15 protein-coding genes are annotated in these 19,033 nt (G+C 60.2%); 6 read left to right on the forward strand and 9 right to left on the reverse strand.

Translation table 11 applies throughout. The features are described from left to right. The 7 genes from LAP85_08965 to LAP85_08995 form a co-directional block, all read right to left on the reverse strand. The gene (locus LAP85_08965; GenBank protein ID MBZ5496522.1) at positions 1 to 3,105 is read right to left on the reverse strand and encodes an efflux RND transporter permease subunit; all 3,105 of its coding nucleotides are present in this window, start codon (positions 3,103 to 3,105) and stop codon (positions 1 to 3) included. Continuing rightward, the gene (locus LAP85_08970; GenBank protein ID MBZ5496523.1) at positions 3,106 to 4,314 is read right to left on the reverse strand and encodes an efflux RND transporter periplasmic adaptor subunit; all 1,209 of its coding nucleotides are present in this window, start codon (positions 4,312 to 4,314) and stop codon (positions 3,106 to 3,108) included. It abuts the gene before it with no gap. A gap of 563 nt (positions 4,315 to 4,877) precedes the next feature. Further along, on the reverse strand, positions 4,878 to 8,030 hold the full coding sequence (locus tag LAP85_08975; protein MBZ5496524.1) for a multidrug efflux RND transporter permease subunit: 3,153 nt from the start codon (positions 8,028 to 8,030) through the stop codon (positions 4,878 to 4,880). A gap of 15 nt (positions 8,031 to 8,045) precedes the next feature. Then, a complete protein-coding gene (locus LAP85_08980; GenBank protein MBZ5496525.1) occupies positions 8,046 to 9,260 on the reverse strand; it encodes an efflux RND transporter periplasmic adaptor subunit in 1,215 nt (404 codons plus the stop codon). A 45-nt stretch (positions 9,261 to 9,305) separates the two neighbouring features. Then, a complete protein-coding gene (locus tag LAP85_08985; protein ID MBZ5496526.1) occupies positions 9,306 to 10,004 on the reverse strand; it encodes a TetR/AcrR family transcriptional regulator in 699 nt (232 codons plus the stop codon). 124 nt (positions 10,005 to 10,128) lie between these two features. After that, positions 10,129 to 11,097: a threo-3-hydroxy-L-aspartate ammonia-lyase gene (locus LAP85_08990; protein ID MBZ5496527.1), complete on the reverse strand. Its 969-nt coding sequence runs from the start codon at positions 11,095 to 11,097 to the stop codon at positions 10,129 to 10,131. Between the two features lie 48 nt (positions 11,098 to 11,145). Next, the gene (locus tag LAP85_08995; GenBank protein ID MBZ5496528.1) at positions 11,146 to 12,552 is read right to left on the reverse strand and encodes an APC family permease; all 1,407 of its coding nucleotides are present in this window, start codon (positions 12,550 to 12,552) and stop codon (positions 11,146 to 11,148) included. A gap of 139 nt (positions 12,553 to 12,691) precedes the next feature. Between LAP85_08995 and LAP85_09000 the strand changes: the two genes are divergently transcribed. From LAP85_09000 to LAP85_09010, 3 genes are all read left to right on the forward strand, one after another. Continuing rightward, positions 12,692 to 13,420: an alpha/beta hydrolase gene (locus LAP85_09000; GenBank protein ID MBZ5496529.1), complete on the forward strand. Its 729-nt coding sequence runs from the start codon at positions 12,692 to 12,694 to the stop codon at positions 13,418 to 13,420. Between the two features lie 161 nt (positions 13,421 to 13,581). Continuing rightward, a complete protein-coding gene (locus tag LAP85_09005; protein ID MBZ5496530.1) occupies positions 13,582 to 13,950 on the forward strand; it encodes a metallopeptidase family protein in 369 nt (122 codons plus the stop codon). Between the two features lie 99 nt (positions 13,951 to 14,049). Further along, on the forward strand, positions 14,050 to 15,756 hold the full coding sequence (locus tag LAP85_09010) for a M28 family peptidase (protein MBZ5496531.1): 1,707 nt from the start codon (positions 14,050 to 14,052) through the stop codon (positions 15,754 to 15,756). Between the two features lie 121 nt (positions 15,757 to 15,877). Here LAP85_09010 and LAP85_09015 read toward each other — a convergent pair whose 3' ends face one another. Together LAP85_09015 and LAP85_09020 are read right to left on the reverse strand one after the other, a co-directional pair. Next, complete coding sequence (locus LAP85_09015) at positions 15,878 to 16,174, reverse strand: MTH1187 family thiamine-binding protein (GenBank protein MBZ5496532.1); 297 nt, start codon at positions 16,172 to 16,174, stop codon at positions 15,878 to 15,880. Between the two features lie 41 nt (positions 16,175 to 16,215). After that, positions 16,216 to 16,779: a hypothetical protein gene (locus LAP85_09020; protein MBZ5496533.1), complete on the reverse strand. Its 564-nt coding sequence runs from the start codon at positions 16,777 to 16,779 to the stop codon at positions 16,216 to 16,218. Positions 16,780 to 17,009: 230 nt separating this feature from the next. Between LAP85_09020 and LAP85_09025 the strand changes: the two genes are divergently transcribed. The 3 genes from LAP85_09025 (at position 17,010) to LAP85_09035 (ending at position 18,748) form a co-directional block, all read left to right on the forward strand. Then, complete coding sequence (locus LAP85_09025) at positions 17,010 to 17,405, forward strand: TraR/DksA family transcriptional regulator (protein ID MBZ5496534.1); 396 nt, start codon at positions 17,010 to 17,012, stop codon at positions 17,403 to 17,405. A 126-nt stretch (positions 17,406 to 17,531) separates the two neighbouring features. Next, positions 17,532 to 17,753 carry a PGPGW domain-containing protein gene (locus LAP85_09030; protein ID MBZ5496535.1) on the forward strand — a complete coding sequence of 74 codons (222 nt, stop codon included), beginning with the start codon at positions 17,532 to 17,534 and terminating at the stop codon, positions 17,751 to 17,753. Positions 17,754 to 17,893: 140 nt separating this feature from the next. Further along, positions 17,894 to 18,748 carry a class I SAM-dependent methyltransferase gene (locus LAP85_09035; GenBank protein MBZ5496536.1) on the forward strand — a complete coding sequence of 285 codons (855 nt, stop codon included), beginning with the start codon at positions 17,894 to 17,896 and terminating at the stop codon, positions 18,746 to 18,748. The last annotated feature ends 285 nt before the right edge of the window (positions 18,749 to 19,033 follow it).

A 19,033-nucleotide genomic window follows, 5' to 3' on the forward strand; every position in this document is an offset into this window, starting at 1 on the left:
TTACTTTGCACGGCTTGCGGCTGAGGCGAGGCGCCAGAAGCGGGCGCGTTCACGCCACCGGATGGTGACGATGTCGTCGAGAATCGTGTAAAGGACGGGGATCGCCAGCAGTGTAAGCAGGAAGCAGAGCGACTGGCCCCCAATGATCACGACCGCGATCGCCGACCGGGTCGCGGAACCCGGGCCCGTGCCGAATGCGGTCGGAATCATCCCCGCCACGATCGACAGCGTGGTCATGAGAATCGGGCGGAACCGGGCGCGGTTGGCCTCGATCATCGCCCGATGGCGCTCGTAGCCTTGCTCGCGGCGCAGCCGGTTGACGAAGTCGATCTGGAGAATCGAGTTCTTCTTGACGACTCCGAACAGAAGCAGCAGGCCCAGGGCGCTCCACATGTGCAGGGTCTTGCCCGTGGCAAAGAGCGATACGAGCGCAAACGGCACGGCCAGGGGCAGTGAAGCCAGAATGGTAATCGGATGAATGAAGCTCTCGAATTGAGCCGCAAGCACAATGTACATGAAAATAAATGACAGGACGAAAGCAATCAGGAAATTCATGACCATCTCGACCATCACCTTGCCCTGCCCGGTGAAGTAGTAATCATAACCGACCGGCAGCCCGGCGCCGGTGATGATGGCCTGCACGTCGTTCATCGCCTGCCCCAGCGATTTGGCCGGCAGCAGATTGGCCGACAGCGTGATCTGATGCTGCCGGTTGTAGCGATCGATCTGCGCCGGCCCCGTGCCGCGCTCGATGAGAGCCACGTTGTCGAGCCTGACCAGGCGGCCCTGGGATGACGGCACCATCAGCCCGGCGATGACCCCGGCGCTGCCGCGCTGATCGGGACGGACCCGGAGTCGCACCTCGTAGAGTTCGTCACCTTCCTTGTACTTGGTGATGTCCTCCTCCCCGGAAACCATGGTTCGCAGTGCGCGCGCAATATCGTTGACAGACACTCCCAGATCGGAAGCCTTGTCACGCAGAATGTTGACCTGCACCTCGGGATTGCCGACATTGACGGAGCTGTCGACATCCACAAGGCCGGAAACCTCCTTCATCTTCTCCGTGAACAGGTTCGACAGGCGCGCCAGTTCCTTCAGGTCCGGGCCGCGCACGATCACGTTTACGGGGGTGGCGCGGCCACCGATCGAACTCACGTTTTGGACCGCAACACGCACACCGGGAAAATCCTGCAGCGCCGCGCGGGCCTGTTTCATTACGTCAAACTGGCTGATCTCGCGGCTCTGGAGCGGCGACATGCGGACATAAATGGAGCCGTCACGGACCTCTCCAGTACCCTGCGAATTGATGGTGGTCAGAAGGTGCCGGACCTCGGGGAGTTTCCTGATGCGTTCTTCCATCTGCTGCAGGATCGTGTCGGTGCCGCTCAGCGATGTCCCTTCCGGCGTCTTGATCACCACTTCGAACTCGTCCTGGTCGTCCGCGGGAAAGAAATCCATGCCGATGCGCGCCCCCAGGGGGAAGATCGACAGGAAGGTCAGCGTGCAGATCAAAACCATGGTCTTCCGATGCGCCAGGCTCCATTCAAGCGTACGGAGGTACTTGTTCTCGAGCCAGCGATAGAATCCCCTCTCCTTGGATCCGTGATGTGACGCCTTGGCATTATCCTCGCGCATCCGGACAAAGCGGGATGACAGCATGGGCGTCAGCGTGAAGCTGACGAGCAGCGAGACCATGATCGCGACGGCCGCAGTCACTCCGAAGCTCTGCAGGAAGCGCCCGGGAATGCCCCCCAGAAACACCACAGGGGCAAAAATCACGACCAGCGAGAGAGTGGCGGCCATCACCGCCAGCCCGATTTCCCTGGTCGCAGCCACGGCGGCGTCGAACGGTTTGAAGTGCTTCTCTTCGATATAGCGAAATATGTTTTCCAGCACGACAATCGCATCATCGATCACAATACCGACCGATACGGTCAGCCCCAGAAGCGTGAGGCTGTTCAGGGTGTAACCCAGCGCCCGCATGATGGTGAATGTGGAAATGATGGAGGTCGGTATGGCAACGGCGGCGATCAGCGTGGAGCGCCAGTTGCGCATGAAGAAAAAAACGACGATGCTGGCGAACAATCCACCGAGGGCCAGGTGCTCGTAAATGGCGTTGACGGAGCCCTCGATGAACGTCGACTGGTCCCGGATCACGCTGACGTTGAGGTCGGGTGGCAGAGTCCTGCTGATCTCCGCCAGCTTGGCTTTGACCGTATCGATGATTTTTATGGTATTCGTGCCGGATTGCTTGCGCACCAACAGGGTGACGGCGGGATTGCCATCGAGCCGCGCCAGGTCGCGCGGTTCCTCGAAACCGTCGGTCACAGTGGCGAAATCGCGGATGCGAACCGGGACGCCGTCACTGGTGCTGACGATCAACTCCCGGAACTGGTCCGGCGAAGAGATGCGTCCCAGGGTACGCAGCATCAGCTCACGCCGGCCCTGGTCGAGGCGTCCGCTGGGAATCTCCACGTTCTGGCGCTGCAGCGCCTGCGAAACCTGGCTGATGCTCAAGCCGAGCGAACTCAGTTTTTCCGCGTCGATCTCAACCTGGATCGCGCGCTTGCGCCCGCCGATCAGCAACACCTGGCCTATGCCGCTCACACCTTCGAGCCGCTGCTTGATCTGCTTGTCGGCGATCTCGGTGATCTCGCGCAGGCTGCGATCCCCCGAGACGCTGATCGACATGATCGGTGAAGCATCCGGATCGACTTTCTCGATAACCGGCGGGTCGATTCCCGAGGGGAGCCGGCGCAGGATCACCGCGACTTTATCACGCACATCCTGGGCCGCCTGCTCGGTGTCGCGCTCGAGCACAAAGGTCACGATGACGCGCGAGACTCCTTCCACCGTGCTGGCGCGCAGCTCGTCGATCCCCTGGATCGTGTTGACCGCCTCTTCGATCGGCTTGGTGACCTCAGTCTCCATCTCCTCGGCGCTGGCGCCTGGAAGGACGGTGGTGATCGTGACGATGGGCAGATCGACCTTGGGGTATTGGTCGATGCCCAGCTCGCGAAACGAAGCCACCCCCAGCACCACCAGAGCCATGATCAGCATGGTGGCGAAGACCGGACGACGAACGCACAGCGCAGCCAGCCCCATCTAGCTCTCCTTCTTGATTTCAACGCGGCTGCCCTGGTGGATCCTGGTCAGCTCCGTGGCCGCGATCCAGGCGCCGGGCGTCACCCCTTCCGTGATTTCAATGACGTCTCCAAAACGGTCGCCGAGCTTCACAACCTTTTCGCGGATCTGACCATTCTCGATCTCGTAGACCTTCTGCACTCCATAATAGGAAATCACGGCACCCGCAGGCACGCGCAGGACCAGGTCGGCCTTGGAGGTGATCAGGACGGCGCGGGCGAACAGGCCGGGGCGGAGCCGCTCCCTGGAGTTCTCGACCTCCGCTTCGATCGAAAATGTGCGGCTCTGTGGATCGACCGTGCGCGCCACACGGACGACTCTGCCCTGGAATTCTTCATGGTAAGCCTCCACGGCGAGATCGACCCGGGCGCCGACGGCGACATAAGGGAACCAATGCTCCGGAATGCCCGCACGCAGCTTGAGAGGATTTATTGAGGTGATCGACATGATGGCGCCTTGCTCTTTTACATACTGTCCGATTTCCACCATGCGCGCGCGCACGGTGCCGTCGAAGGGGGCGCGGACGACGGTGTCGGTGACCTTCTTGCGTGCGAGCGCAAGCTGGGCGCGCAGGTTTTCCACCTGGGCCACGAGATTGCGCACCCCTTCGAGAGCAGAAGTGTAATTGGCTTCCGCCGCCTGGTAGCGTGCTTCCGCCGAGTCGTACACCTGTCTGGCAACCACGTTTTTGGCAAGCAGAGATTGGGCGCGCTCAAAGTTCGTCCTGGCGTCGGACAGGTCTGCCGCGGCCTTGCGCACAACCGAAGTCTGCTCAGGAGCCGGCATCGGGTCGTTTTCCTTGGATAAGCCCAAGGACGCCAGCGCCTGCTGAAGAGCTGCCCGCTGCCTGTCCACGGCCAGGGTGAGTTCCCGGGAGTCGATCTCCACGAGCGCCTGCCCCTGCGTCACGTGGTCGCCCAGGTCGGCGCGCACCGCCAACACGCGTCCCGACACCTCACTTGACACCGTCACTTCGTGTTCCCCCTCCAGGGTGCCGACGAGTTCCACCGTGCGCTGGACCTTTTCCGGCTGGACCTGAATCGCCTGCACCACGACTGGAGTCCCAGGGTCCGCTGTCACCGTGGGACCTGGGCGAGAGCAGCCTGATGCCGACAAAAGCACCAAGAACGCCGCGGCGAAGGCCGCCGGCACGACACTGTTGTGTTTCATACTCATCCGATCAGGAAAATTTTCAGATCCGAAAGGCGCCCAGACACAAATACTCCACAGTGATGCGGGTACCGGTCCCTCGGAGTCCTTGAATATGGCGGTTTAGAATCCTGTCCTGGGGCCCTCAGGCAGAAATGCGTGGGCTGTCCCCGGCGATGTCTGCCTGTCGCTGCCCCCCGCAAGTTCCGGCTCTGCCCTGTCGAGGTGAACGTGGCGGCGCGAGTGTTTCTTCACGAACTTCCGGATCGACTCCATAAATGTGTAAAGGACGGAAGTAATATACAGGGTCGCGAGCCGAGAAAACAACAGTCAAGGGGAACAGTGGCCAATGGCACAAGGTAAAGAGCTGGGTCGTGTCCCAATCCGTCGCTCAGCGCACCGGGGAAATCGCCATTCGGATGGCACTTGGAGCACTGACGAGGGACATCATATTCCTTGCTCCATCAGAGGTTGCAGATGGCGCCGGCGGCCTCGTTCTCGACAAACCTCGCGATCGCCGGCATGACATCGTCATGACTTTCAGCTGTGGTTCGCGTCGATCGCATCCCGGTTTGTCGGCAGCTCTAGCGGGCTTTTTCGGGCAACGTGGGTCTGCTGCCGTCTCCGACAAGTTCCGGCTCTGCCATGTCGAAGCGGACGCGGCGGCGCGAGTGTTTCCTCACGAACTCCTGGAACGACTCCATATATGTGTACACGACGGGGGTAATGTACAGGGTCACGAGCTGAGAAAACAGCAGGCCTCCGCAAACCGCCAGGCCCAGCGGGCGGCGCGTCTCGGCGCCGGCGCCGAAGCCGAGGGCGATCGGCAGGCTGCCCATCAGGGCCGCCATGGTCGTCATCATGATGGGCCGGAACCGGATCACGCAGCCTTGAAAGATGGCGTCCGCCGGGCTCTTTCCCCCTTTCCGCTGCGCTTCCAGGGCGAAATCGATCATCATGATGGCGTTCTTTTTCACAATTCCGATCAGCAGAATCACCCCCACGAAGGCATAGAGGTCCAGATCCTTGTGGAAGAGGACCAGTGTCATCAGGGCCCCGAATCCGGCAGCGGGAAGACCGGAAAGGATCGTCACAGGATGGATGAAGCTCTCATACAGGATCCCGAGCACGATATAGATCACCACGATGGCTGCAACCAACAGCCACGTAAGGCCACCCATCGAGGATTGAAACGCCTGGGCGGTGCCCTGGAAGCTTGCATTGATGGTCGACGGCAGGGTATTGGCCGCAACACGCTGGACTTCCGTCACGGCATCGCCGATGGCAACCCCGGGTCTGAGATTGAACGAGATGGTCACCGAGGGGAGTTGTCCCAGGTGGTTGATGGAGAAAGGACCGAAACCCCGGGCAACCCCAGAGACGGCATTCAAAGGCACCAGCTGTCCGTTGGTCGACCGGACATAAAGCATGGAGAGAGCCGCCGGGTCCTGCTGGTACCGGTCGTCCAGTTCCAGAATGACATGGTACTGGTTGTTGGGCGCGAGGATCGTCGATATTTGCCGGTCTCCGTAAGCAGTGTAAAGCGCGTCTTCGATCTCGCTCACAGAAACCCCGAGCGCGGATGCCTTGTCCCGGTCGATCTCGATGTTGGCCTGTGGATTTTTAATCAGCAGGTCGCTGGTGACGTCCTGCAAGCCGGGAATCTGGCTGAGCTTTTGCTGCAATTCGGGCGCGTAGCGATAGAGATCGTCAGTGTCGGGACCCTGCAGCGTGTACTGGTACTGGCTCTTGGTCAACTGCCCGCCGATGCGGATCGGCGGCAGGTTCTGCATATAGACATTCATGCCCGGAACCACCGCCAGCTTGGGCCGCAGCTCCTGAATCACCTGATCCACGTTCAGACGGCGTTCCGGATGCGGTTTCAATTGGAGAAACAGGACGCCCGAGTTGATGCCGCCGCCGGGGCCGCCGCCGCCCACGCTAGAGAAGAATGACTTCACGTTGGGATCCTGGCGCAGAATCGCCGCGACTGCCTGCTGGTGCGCTTCCATGGCATCGAATGAGATCCCTTGAGCTGCCTCCGTGAAGGCGAAGATGTTACCTGTGTCCTCGCTGGGAAGGAAGCCCTTCGGAATCGTGACGAGCAGATACAGTGTGGCGGCCAGCACGATGGCGCCGACGGCCGTGGTGAGCACCGGATGGCGCAATACCCTCTTCAGGCTCCATTCATACGCGCGCAGCATCCCGGTAAAAATCCGTTCCGTGGCCATGTAAACACCGCCGTGCCGCTGCTCCCCGGGCGGACGGATGAAGCGGCTGGACATCATGGGCGTCAAGGTCAGCGAGACAATCCCCGACACCAGTATCGCCGAAGTGATGGTCACCGCAAACTCGTGCAGCAGGCGCCCCACGATTCCCCCCAGGAACAGCACCGGGATGAAGACGGCAGCAAGCGAGAGCGTCATCGACAGAATCGTGAAGCTGACTTCGCGCGAGCCGTTGAGCGCCGCCTTCATCGGAGGCTCGCCCATTTCCATGTGGCGCACGATATTCTCGAGCATCACGATGGCATCGTCGACCACGAATCCGACCGACAGGATCAGCGCCATCAGCGAGAGATTGTCGACGCTGTAGTCCAGCAGATACATCACGGCGAAAGTGCCCACGATCGACATCGGCAGCGCCAGGCTGGGGATGACCGTGGCGGAGAGATTGCGCAGGAAGAGGAATATAACCAGCACCACCAGGGCGATGGTCAGGAAAAGCGTGAATCTTACGTCGCTCACCGAGTCTCGGATCCCTTCGGAACGATCGTACAGTACCGAGAGATCAACCGAGGCCGGCATTTGGGCGCGGAAGGAAGGGAGCAGTTGCCGGATGCCATCCACGACTTCCACGGTGTTCGTACCGGGCTGGCGCTGAATGGCGAGTACGATGGCGGGCGTGTCGATATACCAGCTCGCGAGCTTGTCGTTTTCCACGCTGTCGAACACGCGGCCGAGGTCACCAAGACGCACGGGCGAGCCGTTGCGGTAGGCTACGATCAGGGGCCGGTATTGTGCCGCTTCGGTCAGCTGGCCGTTCGCCTCGACCGTGAATGCCTCGTTCTTCCCCCAGAGCGTCCCGGTCGGCAAATTCACGTTAGCTTTCTGAATTGCGTTCGAAACCTCGTCGATGCCGATGCCGCGCGTAGCAAGCGCTTGCGGATCAACCTGCACGCGCACCGCATACTTCTGCGAGCCGAAGACCTGAACCTGGGCCACGCCGCTCACCATGGAGATGCGCTGCGCCATAAGCGTCTCCGCGTACTCGTCCACCTGGGACATGGGCAGCGTCGGCGACGTCAGCGACATGTAGAGAATCGGCTGGTCGGCAGGGTTGACCTTCTGATATGTAGGAGGGCTAGGCATGTCCTGAGGCAACTGGCCCAGCGTCTTGGCGATCGCCGCTTGCACGTCCTGGGCGGCCGCGTCAATGTTCCGGCTGAGGTTGAATTGGATCGTGATCGAAGTGCGGCCGAGATTGCTGGTCGAGGTCATCGAGTCAATGCCCGCGATCGTCGAAAACTGCTTCTCCAGCGGCGTCGCCACCGCCGAAGCCATGGTGTCGGGGCTCGCACCGGGAAGCGCGGCGCCTACTGCGATTGTCGGGTAATCGACGTTGGGAAGATCGCTGACCGGGAGCAAGCGATAGCCGAAGATGCCGAAAAACAGAATGGCCGCCATGATCAAAGACGTGGCGACCGGCCGGCGGATGAAAAATTCTGAAATGTTCATGAACTGCTTCCTGCCTTACAGAGCTGTTTTAACTTGAACCAGGGCGCCAGGAACTAAGCGGATCTGCCCGTCGGTCACCACCGTCTCACGCGGCTGGAGTCCTTTCTCGATGACACTCTGGTCCCCGGTGATTCTCCCCACGATCACGGGACGGGATTCCACGGTCATATCGGGCTTGACCACGAAAACATATTGTCCCGCCTGCCCGGTCTGAATCGCCTGGCTGGGCACTACGACGACGTTCGGCTGGGTCGTGAGCGTAACCGTCACGTTCACGAATTGCCCCGGCCACAGGCGCCCGGCCTGGTTCTCAAAAATCCCTTTCAACAGAATTGTTCCGGTGGTGGAGTTGACCGAGTTGTCGATAAAAGACAAGGTTCCCTGCTCCGAAGCACCGGCGCTGTTGGGAACGTTCGCGTCCACCCGGACCTTCCCTTTTGCGACATATTGCCTTATGACCGGCAGATCGCGCTCGGGAACAGAGAAGTCCACATTGATGGGATGCACCTGGTTGATGACCACCAGGGTAGTATCGTTGACCTTGACGATATTGCCCCTTTTGACAAGAATTGCCCCGGTGCGGCCGTCGAGCGGGGAGCGGATGTAACAGTATTCGAGATTGAGCTTTGCCTCCTCTATCGCAGCCTGATCCGCCCGGATCGCCTCATTCGCGTTTTCCACAGCCGCTTGATCAGCGCGCACGGCCGCATCGAGAGCATCCGCGCTGGTGCTGTACTGGTCAAAGACTTCCTTGGCGATGACTCCCTTCTGATAGAGCACTTCGTAGCGGCGTTTTTCAATGGCCGCGTTCTGCGCATTAGCCTGATCTCTGGCTACATTCGCCTCGGCTTGTTTCTTCTGCGCGGTGTCGCGCGCCAGGTTGGCCTCGGCCCGCTGCAAATCAGCCTGGAAGGGCCTGGGGTCGATCGTGAAGAGGAGCGCATCCTTCCTTACCTCCTGGCCTTCGGTAAAATCGACCTCGTCAAGCGCCCCGGCAACCAGCGATTTCACCGAAACTGTGGAGTAAGCTTCCACGGTTCCGATCCCGGTCACCTGCACGGGCACGTCCCTGGTCTGCGCCTTGGCGACCAGCACCGGCACCGCCATCCTCCTCTCTGCCTGGACCGCTTCCTTCGAGCAGCCGGAGAGAATGAGCGCCGCCGCCAGAAAGGGCGCCAGAAAAACAAGTTTCAACAGCGGCCTGTATCGCTGGATCGATGAACAGTTCATGTCAATCAAGTCCCTCCTGACCTGCCGCTTCGGCATCGTCAAAAGTCAAATCCCATCGTCTCCCGAAAACGGCTGTTCCCGGGCATCACGTCCTGGTCCGTTTCTCCGCTGCAAGCCCGAGGCGGGCCGGGTCAGCATCCCTTCGAGCCAGATGCCGGCGAGCGCCTTGCCGACTGCGCGCGGACCGAGACGCCTGGAGCGCGCCTTGCCGAAAAGCTCCTCGATCAGCACGTGATAGACCACCATGCCGAGGAAGCTGCGCGCCGCAAGGAGCGGATCGACGCGCCGGAAGTGCCCGGCATCCACGCGCTTTTGGATGTGCTCGGCGAGTATTTCGGAACGATCGGCGACGTACGTCCTGAAGAATCGATGGGACAGCCCGTGCCTCTGCAAGGCACTGTAGAGCAACAGCCGGCTCACGGTGGCATCTTCATGGTTGCGACGGAGGATTTCCTCTGCAATTGCGGCAAACGTCTGGCGGTCATCCTCGTTCCGGCTGAGCCGGCCCCTGAAGTTCCCATTTCCTCGGGCGAGGCGGCATTTCTCTTCGATCACGGCCCAATAAAGGCCTTCCTTGGTCCGGAAGTGGCGGAAGATGATGGCTTCGTTCACCCCCGCGCGCTTCGAGATTTGACGCGTGGTGGTACCGTCGAAACCCCGGCGCGCGAACAGTCCCATGGCTGCCCGTATGATCTGCCCGCGCCGGTCTTCAGCGGAAATTCGTGACGTCTGCCTGAATGCCATCCCCAGCACCCCCGTAAGTAACGGCTTACTCAAATATAGGATGCCGGGAGGGCTTAAGCCAATTTTTCGACATTCCGGAAAAGGCGGGTCAATATCGCGCGGACTGCAAGACAAGATCCAGGATCTAAGATCCGGAATCCAGGGATTGGAACCAGCGAGCTGCGGCTGCGATGTCGACGTTGCCCCCGCTGAGGATCACGCCCACACGCTTCCCCTCCACCGGGTGGCGATGATTGAACACGGCAGCAAGGCCGAGCACCCCGGTCGGCTCGACAACCAGCTTGAGCCGTGACCAGACAAAGTGCATGGCGCGGATCAGATCCTCATCCTCCACTGTGAGCATGTCATCCACGTACCGGCGAATGAGAGGGTACGTGAGTTGTCCCAGGGAAGAGGTGCGGGCGCCGTCGGCGATCGTGTTCGGGTTGTGAACGGTTTGCAGCGTGCCGGAATGGAACGAGCGCGTGGCATCGTCGCCTGCCGCGGGTTCCACTCCTATTACTTTACAGGCCGGCGCCAGGCGGCGGGCGGCGAGAGCCGATCCGCTGATCAGTCCTCCCCCTCCGCACGGGACAAACAAGTAATCCAGCACCCCAGCGGTCTCGAACAACTCGAGTGCCGCCGTCCCCTGCCCGGCGATAATGTCGGCGTGATCGAAGGGAGGTATGATGGTGCTCCCGCGTTCGGCCGCAAGCGCGCGCGCGACCGCCTCGCGCGAGGAAGTTCCGGGATCGTGGAGCACGACTTCGGCACCATAGGCGCGCACGGCCGCGAGCTTCATGGCGGGTGCGATGTCGGGCATGACAATAGCGGCCGACACTCCGAGGAGTCGGCACACGAGCGCGACTGCCTGGGCATGGTTGCCGGAGGAGTAGGTAACCACTCCCCGGGCCTGGTCGGCCTCCGGCAGACGGCTGATGGCGTTGTATGCGCCGCGGAATTTGAAAGCACCCACGCGCTGCAGGTTCTCGCACTTCAGGAACATCTGGTTGCCACAAACCCCGTCAAGCAAACGCGACGTGGCGAGCGGAGTGCGATGGGCTACGCCTGCGATGCAGCGCGCCGCGGATGCGACATCATCGAATGTGACCATATCCAACCTCCATGCTTGTGCTTGCTCCTCAGTGCATAGAAATCACAGTCATGGCACGCTGAGATCCTGTATTTTTCGAGGCCGGCGCCACAGCATTGCGCCGAGCGCGATCCAGCTTCCCAGCGACAGGTACTCCCACAGGCGGAAGCTTCCCGGAACGAAGGGGAGGAGCTTCAGCAACAGGAGCGCAATCGCCACCACCCCGCCGGCACCTGCGATCGCAATCTCCCTGCGCTTTTGAGGAACGCCCCCCGGTTCCGCGCCGCGCCAGAAGATGAAAGCGACGCAGGTGACCAGCCATCCCAGCGCGGAGCACAACGAACCCACTTCCGTCACGGGAATCAGAATGGACTCGCCGAGCAGCGCGCCTGCGACGGTCACCGCGGCGCAAAAAAGCACGGCTTGATGGGGTGACTGAAAACGCGGGTGGACCCTGCCCATTCGCGCCGGGATCATTTCGCGCCGGCCGAGGGCGAAAATCAGGCGTGACGCGGTGAGAAAGTTGGCGTTGAAAACTTTCAGCAGAGACAACAGAGCTGCCAGGATGACTGCCCGGACGATAAAATCCGAGCCGAAGGCACGCCTGAAAGCCACGGCCGTGGCATAGCGCTCGTTGGTCAAAGTCTGCCAGGGGACCAGGGCTGCGACTACGCCAATGATGACTACATAGAAGACGGTTCCTGTCCCGAGCCCCAGAAAAATGGCGCGCATGAAGCCGCGCGGGTTAAAGCCCTCGCGCGCCTCCTCGGAGCACTTCGGAACCGATTCGAAGCCGGTCATGAAATAGGGCACGATCTGGAGGACCATCACGATCGAGATCACGACGCCGGCCCAGCCACTGTCCAGGCTGCGGCTGAAAAAAGGCCGCAGGTTGTCGACCCGGTCCCGCGTCGATCCCGTCATCGTGAAGGCGGCGAAGAGCGCCAGCAACGCGAACGTGATCAGGTTCTGGAAACGCGCGCTCAACCTGATGCCGCGGTAATTCAAAATGACAACGAACGCGGTTGTCATAAGCCCCAGGAGCAACGAAGGAAGGTAGACGGGTACGCCTCCGACCCGATAGATCTCGCATGTCTGGAGCGCAGGCAGGAGGTAGGACACCACTTTCCCGATGGCGACCGCTTCCCATGGGCAGACGATCAGATAGGCCAGGGTCATGAGCCAGCCGGCGAAATACCCGACGGAAGCGGGAAACACGGTGGTCGCGTAGGCGAGTTCACTGGCGGCATCGGGGATTGCGCGGACGAACTTGCCGTAGACGAACGCGATCGGCACCAGAGCCAGGCCGCCGAGAAGAAACCCGAGCATGGCCCCGCCAGGCCCTCCGCGCCCGAGCCAGTCATCGATGACAATCAACCACCCCACGCCCACCATGGTTCCGAAGGCGAGCGTGAAGTATTCGGTCGTGCGCAAGGTGCGCGCCAGAGCAGTCTTTTTCGCGGAAGGATCCGGCACCTTCTCTCCTCGAGTTGACCCCTGTATAGTTGCAGGTAGCCGTGATGATACGCCCAACGGGGGGTAGCAACTGCGATAATCAAAAAACAGCCCAAAAATTGAATTTAGCAGATATCACCCCACTTCGGAATGAGGAGCTATGATGGTTGAAGGGATGACCGATGCGAAACCACTCGCCTTGCTCATACCGGGACTGGACGGCACGGGCAACCTCTTCTATCGGCAACTGGAGGCATTGGCGGGCAAATATCGGGTCCGCCCTTGGAACTATGGGCCGGGCACGGATTTCGACCTGGCCGGCCTCACCCACAAACTGGCCTCGGCGACCTCGGGCGAAGCGCCGGGTTCCATCCTGGTTGTCGGCGAATCCTTCGGCGGGCTCGTAGCCCTGAACTACGTTCTGCACTATCCCGAACGGGTGCGCCGCCTGGTCCTGGTGAACGCTTTCCCCTATTATCGCCGGCGGCTACGCCTTCGTCTGGCGCATGCACTCACTCCGCTGCTGCTGCTCAAAGCAGCCCAGGGTGTAAAGGACCTCATCGCCGATCGCACTCTGCTCTGGGAAGGAGTTTCGGCAGAGGATCGCAAGCGTTATCTCGAGATAATCAGGCAGGTCGATCCGGAAGCCTATCGGCGGCGCCTGCAACTGATCCGGGAGGTCGACTTGAGGCCTCGGTTGGTGGAGATCGCCGTACCCACGGTGCTTCTGGCTGCGGGGCGTGACAAGGTGGTGCCATCTGTGCTGGAGGCGCGTTTTATGGCCGCGCGGATCCCGCGTGCCAGGGTGCACGAGTTTCCCACAGCCGGTCATGCCTTGTTGCTGACGCCGGGTATCTCTCTGACAGATTATGAGGGCGAGGACTCATAGACTTGTGAATACCGACGGAGTCCCGTGCTTCCTATGTGCCGCAGACAAGCCGGGGTTCCATGCTTAAGCAAGAATGAATTCGAGCCGGCCGGCGCTTTTGAATTTCGACGCAACAGAGGTATATTCATCACCGCTCAAACCGCAAACCAGGAAGCGACTTCATGAAGCGCAGCGTGTTCGACGCCCAGGTCAGAAAAGCACTTGGCAGGATTCCGCAACTATTCCTGGACGCCATGAAGAACATAGAGATCGTAGTGGAAGACTGGCCGGATCCTGACTTGATGGAGGAGGTGGCGGGCGAACGCGATGCAGTTCTGTACGGCCTGTTCAGCGGCAGACCTTTGCCTCTGCGCGCTGTCGATGACTGGGGTGAGCCACCGGACCTCATCTACCTGTATCGCGGACCGTTGGAGGCAGACTTCCCTGACGCAGAAGAGCTGGCGCGCGAGATCGAGATCACCCTGGTCCACGAGATCGCCCACTACATGGGCTTCGACGAAGAGACCCTGAAAGAATACGGGTACGAGTAAGACTCGGTATCAGGTCTGACACCGATGTTCCCTTTCCGGAAACCGCTTGCAACATCAGCACAAAACATCTAGCTTATCCGGCATGCCAAGGAGATCAATATGAAGTCATTCTCACTCACACTGGCCCTTTCGGTGCTCGCCCTGGCCCTGGCGGGCTGCGGGGGATCCACGCCACCCGCCGCCACGAAAACGCCTGCGGAAATATTCGGACAGATCGACGGCAACGCCGTTTTGGAGCACACCAAAATTCTCTCCTCCGATGAATTTCAGGGCCGCTTCCCAGGCTCAAAGGGCGAGGACTTCACGGTGGCCTACATAGCGGATCAGTTTCGCAAGGCCGGGTTGAAACCCGGCAATCCCGACAAAACCTGGGTGCAGAACGTTCCGCTCGTCGGCATCACTCCCGACCCCAACGTCACCCTCACCTTCAACAAGGGGAGCAAAGAACAAAAGCTCAAGTTTAAGGACGATTTCGTTGCCTGGACCAAACATGTGGCCGACACCGCGGAACTCCAGGCTTCGGAACTGGTCTTCGTGGGCTACGGCGTGCAGGCACCGGAGTTCTCCTGGGACGATTACAAGGGTGCGGACCTGAAGGGAAAGACGCTGGTCATGCTGGTCGGTGACCCGCCGGTGCCGGACCCGAACGATCCGACGAAGCTCGACGACAAGGTCTTCGGTGGCCGGGCGATGACTTATTACGGTCGCTGGAGCTACAAATACGAGACCGGCGCCAAAATGGGCGCTGCCGGCGTTCTGATCGTGCATGAAACCGAGCCGGCAGGCTATCCCTTCGCGGTGGTGCAGAACAAGATCGGCGAGCAGTTCGACCTGGTCACCGAAGACAAGAACATGTCCCGTGTCTCAATCGAAGGCTGGATCAGCCTCGATCAGGCCAGGACGCTGTTCGCAATGGCCGGGAAGAATTTCGACGCGCTCAAAAATCAGGCATTATCCCGCAGCTTCAGGCCAGTGCCCTTCGGCGTCAACGCTTCCATCACGCTGAACAACAAGGTGAGGACCATTCAGTCGCGGAATGTGGTCGGCAAGCTCGAAGGCAGTGACCGGAGCCTGAAGGAAGAGTATGTCGTCTACACCGCGCACTGGGACCACCTTGGCATTGGAATCGAAGTGAACGGCGACAAGATCTACCATGGTGCGCAGGATAATGCGACCGGCATCGGCGGCCTGATCGAGTTGGCGCGTGCCTTCAACAATGTGAGACCGCAACCCGGGCGTTCCGTTCTGTTCCTGGCCGTAACCGCCGAGGAGCAGGGGCTTCTCGGTTCCGGGTATTATGCCGAGAAACCGCTTTACCCGTTGGCCAGGACCCTTGCTGTCATCAACATGGACGTCCTGAACGTGTATGGGAAAACCAGAGACGTCACCATCGTCGGTCTCGGGAACTCGGAGTTAGACGATTATGCCGGTCAGGTGGCAGCCGAGCAGGGACGCGTCATCAAGCCCGATCCTACGCCGGAAAAGGGCTCCTATTACCGCTCCGATCACTACCCCTTTGCCAAGCAGGGCGTGCCTGCCCTCGCCAGCGGCAGCGGGATCGACTTCATCGGAAAGCCTGACGATTACGGCAAGAAGGTCAAGGCCGAATACACCGCCAATGTGTATCACAAGCCCGCGGATGTCGTGCGCTCCGACTGGGACATGAGCGGTGCGGTTCAGGATCTGCAGTTTTATGGCCTGATCGGCTACCGCGTGGCACAGGCAGCCAAATATCCGGAGTGGAAAGCAGGCAGTGAATTCAAGGCCAGGCGCGATGCGCAGCTCAAGGCAGCCGGATACCGCTAGCGATAGTGAGACTACCAGACTCGCAACACAGAGACCGCAGAATGTGAGGAGAAAAACAGAGGAGTTCCTCCACGCGCTCTGCGGCCTCAGCGTTGAGAGTCAGTTTTAAGCTGACGAGACCTTAGAGTTTTTCCTCGACGCTCCGCAGTTTATCCTCCATGGTCTGCTCACGGTCGATCCTGGTGCCCAGCTTGACAGAGGAACTGAGCCGGGGCACTCCCATCGCGTGCAGGGCCTGGTGACACTCCTTTATCGCGGCCATCACCTCGTCCCATTCGCCCTCAATGTTCGTGCCATAGGCATGCAGCCTCACCTTCAATCCGGCCTTCTTGAGGATACGTTCGCACTCGGCGACATAGCGCCCGAGGCTCACACCGACGCCGAGGGGAACAACGCAAAGATCTGCGATTACTTTCATCCGGGACACACCCCTTGTTTTCAATAGCAGCGGGCACTGCGTCAGAAACGGAAGGCAACTCCGGTGGATAACAGGAACGAATTGCTCCATTTCGAACGGCCCGGCAAATTGGTCAGATTTGGCAAGCCCATGGTCAGACGCGACGCATCGATGATCATAAACAGGCCGCCAGGAATCCTGAATTCGGTGCCACCTCCGTACACCAGGGCCAGGTGGGAATCCACTCCGGCGGTCCCGCCGGAAACCTCGAAGACATAGCGCGTGAAACCGAGTCCCCCTTTGGCATAAAAATCAAACGGTCCTTTGTGTGCAGTGAGCCGCACTCCCTGGAGTTCGGTAATCATGCGTATCTTGAGCCCGTTCTGCTCGACGCCTCCGAAAAAGCCCATCTGCTGGAACAGTCCGAACTTGTTGGTGATGTTGTATACAAAACCGAAACCCCCGCCGTTGAGAGCCGCCCCATCAACGTTGAAAAATGAAGATCCCGAGTTGAACGTAAAGCTCTGCACCCGCTGGTAAGTTAATTGAAGCTCCCCTGTATAATCCTGCGCCAGACAGATTCCGCTGCTGCATAGCCAGACCGCCAAGATGACGAATCGCTTCATAAAACTCCCCTTTCTATTGGTCGGTGATTCGAAGGCCACCCACATCATAGCCCAGCATGACCCCGGCTGACCCTGTTTTTTCGCGTGTATGCGTCTGGCCTGGGGCGGCGTTGTTCGAATCCATGTCATCAGCATATTAGAGACCCGTTCCGGGGCGAGGGTTCACTCCAAGTCGCCTGGTTGAAATTAAGTGTGGCTGCGATAAACTGGACCTTTCTGGGAGGATGAAGATGCCCGCAGAGAAAAAGAACCGGCGGAAGAATCTGGAGGAGATACTCCGGAAAGAAAGGGCAAAGCTGCAAAGCGCGCTCCACTCCGAGCTGTCTGAGAAGCTCGGCGAGGGACACAGCAGTCATTTCGAAAACGCCCTCGACACAGGAGACCTGTCCTTCGTCGACCTGCTGGAGACCATTGGTATCAAGATTGTGGATATCCACCAGGAAGAGCTCGCAAAGATGGTTGAGGCTGAGAGGAAACTCAAGGACGGGACCTACGGCGTCTGCGAAATCTGCGGCAGCGAGATCAGCGCTCCACGCCTCGCGGCACGGCCATTTGCGATCCACTGCATCCGCTGCGCCGAACGCATCGAGGGCGGCGAAGTTCGAGGGAAGGGTCCCACGCTTTGAGATGGCGGCTCTTCATTCTCCCCGGCACGAGCGCCGCACCTTCCGCAGGCCGGTATGGGATCGCCGGGTGCGGAGTGCTAACATACACCAGGCTGCCCGTGGCGGCAGCTCAGGTGGGGGTTAAGAGTGGCCTTCAGCCTTACCAAGAGAATCGCGAAAATCGTGATCGGGTTCGCGCTCCTTCTCGCAGGACTGGTCATGCTGGTCACACCCGGCCCGGGCTGGGTCACGATCGCAGTCGGACTGGCGCTTCTCTCGACGGAGTTCCGCTGGGCCAGGCACCTGCTCGACCGGATCAAGGAAAAAGGCATCCAACTTCGCGATGCCGTCCGCGGGTCTGCCCGCTAAATCCGGCCATTTTTCCCACCTGTTAACAGGGACCTCGGGGAGCACGAAGTTCGTGTTCTCCGGGCCGCTTTCGCATTCGAGTCATTGTTGCCTGTTCTGTGATCCGCAGAAAGGCAACATGATCGCCACATGGGAAGCGCATGAACACAGAGAAGATCGCATTCGACCATGAGCTCAGCCGCGGGATTGTCGCCTACAACGAGAAAGTAGGCCTCTGGTGGCACCGCCAGTCTGCAAATTCTATTCACAGGTATGCCTATCGCAACATCGCCGACTTCATCCGATCCTCCTTCTCGCGGACGCCGCGTGTGATCGTGGATTATGCCTGCGGCGCTGGAAATTTGCTGTCGCGGCTCCAGGAGCGTTTCCCCACATCACGCCTCATGGGCGTTGACGGCTCCTCGTTCCTGCTTGGCATGGCCCGCAAGCGCCTGGTTCGCCAGGGAAACGGCGCCTCGCCCCACGTTACCCTGGTCGAGACGCTGCTCCCCGATTTCGAGCTTCCGCGGGCGGTTGCGGACCTCGTGGTGTTCGCCTTTCCCAACATGGTGCCATGTTCTGCAGAAGAGAATGGCAACCCGTGCGCTCACCAGCTCAGCCGCAACGACCGTGTGTTGGCCCGGGAACTGGCTGATCGCCGCGCTCCTGAGAGTGCCGGCGCAGAGGACGAATCTGAACCCATCTGCGCCGCCCTGATCAGAGACAGGCTGGTCGCGCTTAACATACGCCGGCTCTTGAATCGCGGCGCTACCTGCGTGCGGGTGGAGTATGGCAATGTACGCCGTGAGGAGCTGCCCGAGCTCGAGCTGCTGCGCACTGAGTTCGAAGAGGGTTCGCTCGATCACAAGGTGAACGGCATCGTCCCGGATCAGTGGTTCCGTGTTGTGGCCTCCTGCTACTATCGTTCCGGTGTGATGGAGGACGTCTATCATCAATCCGAGGACGAGAGTGACAAGGCGGGCGGATATTTCATCACCGTGCTCCGCGCCTGCTAGCTGAAGAGGGGGCATTCCGTATTTCCTTCGTCGGCCCGGCAAGAGTGCCGGCACCATCCGGAAATTCGGAACATCCCCTTGTTCACGAGGACTTCCCTTCCGGGCGCAAGACAGATCAGCCCAAATGTAATTTTGACGCGCTCTGCCCGGAGCGATACAATAGCCCGCTTTCGGATTGCCTGGGAACACTATGGCAACCTTGGATCAGCAGAATGGCGCGGCCGTGCAGCGGCGGGCGGAGGAGTACGTCCCGCCCCGCTCATGGCGCACCTGGCTCATCGGACG

This window comes from Terriglobia bacterium, from assembly GCA_020072565.1.
Taxonomy (GTDB): domain Bacteria; phylum Acidobacteriota; class UBA6911; order UBA6911; family UBA6911; genus JAFNAG01.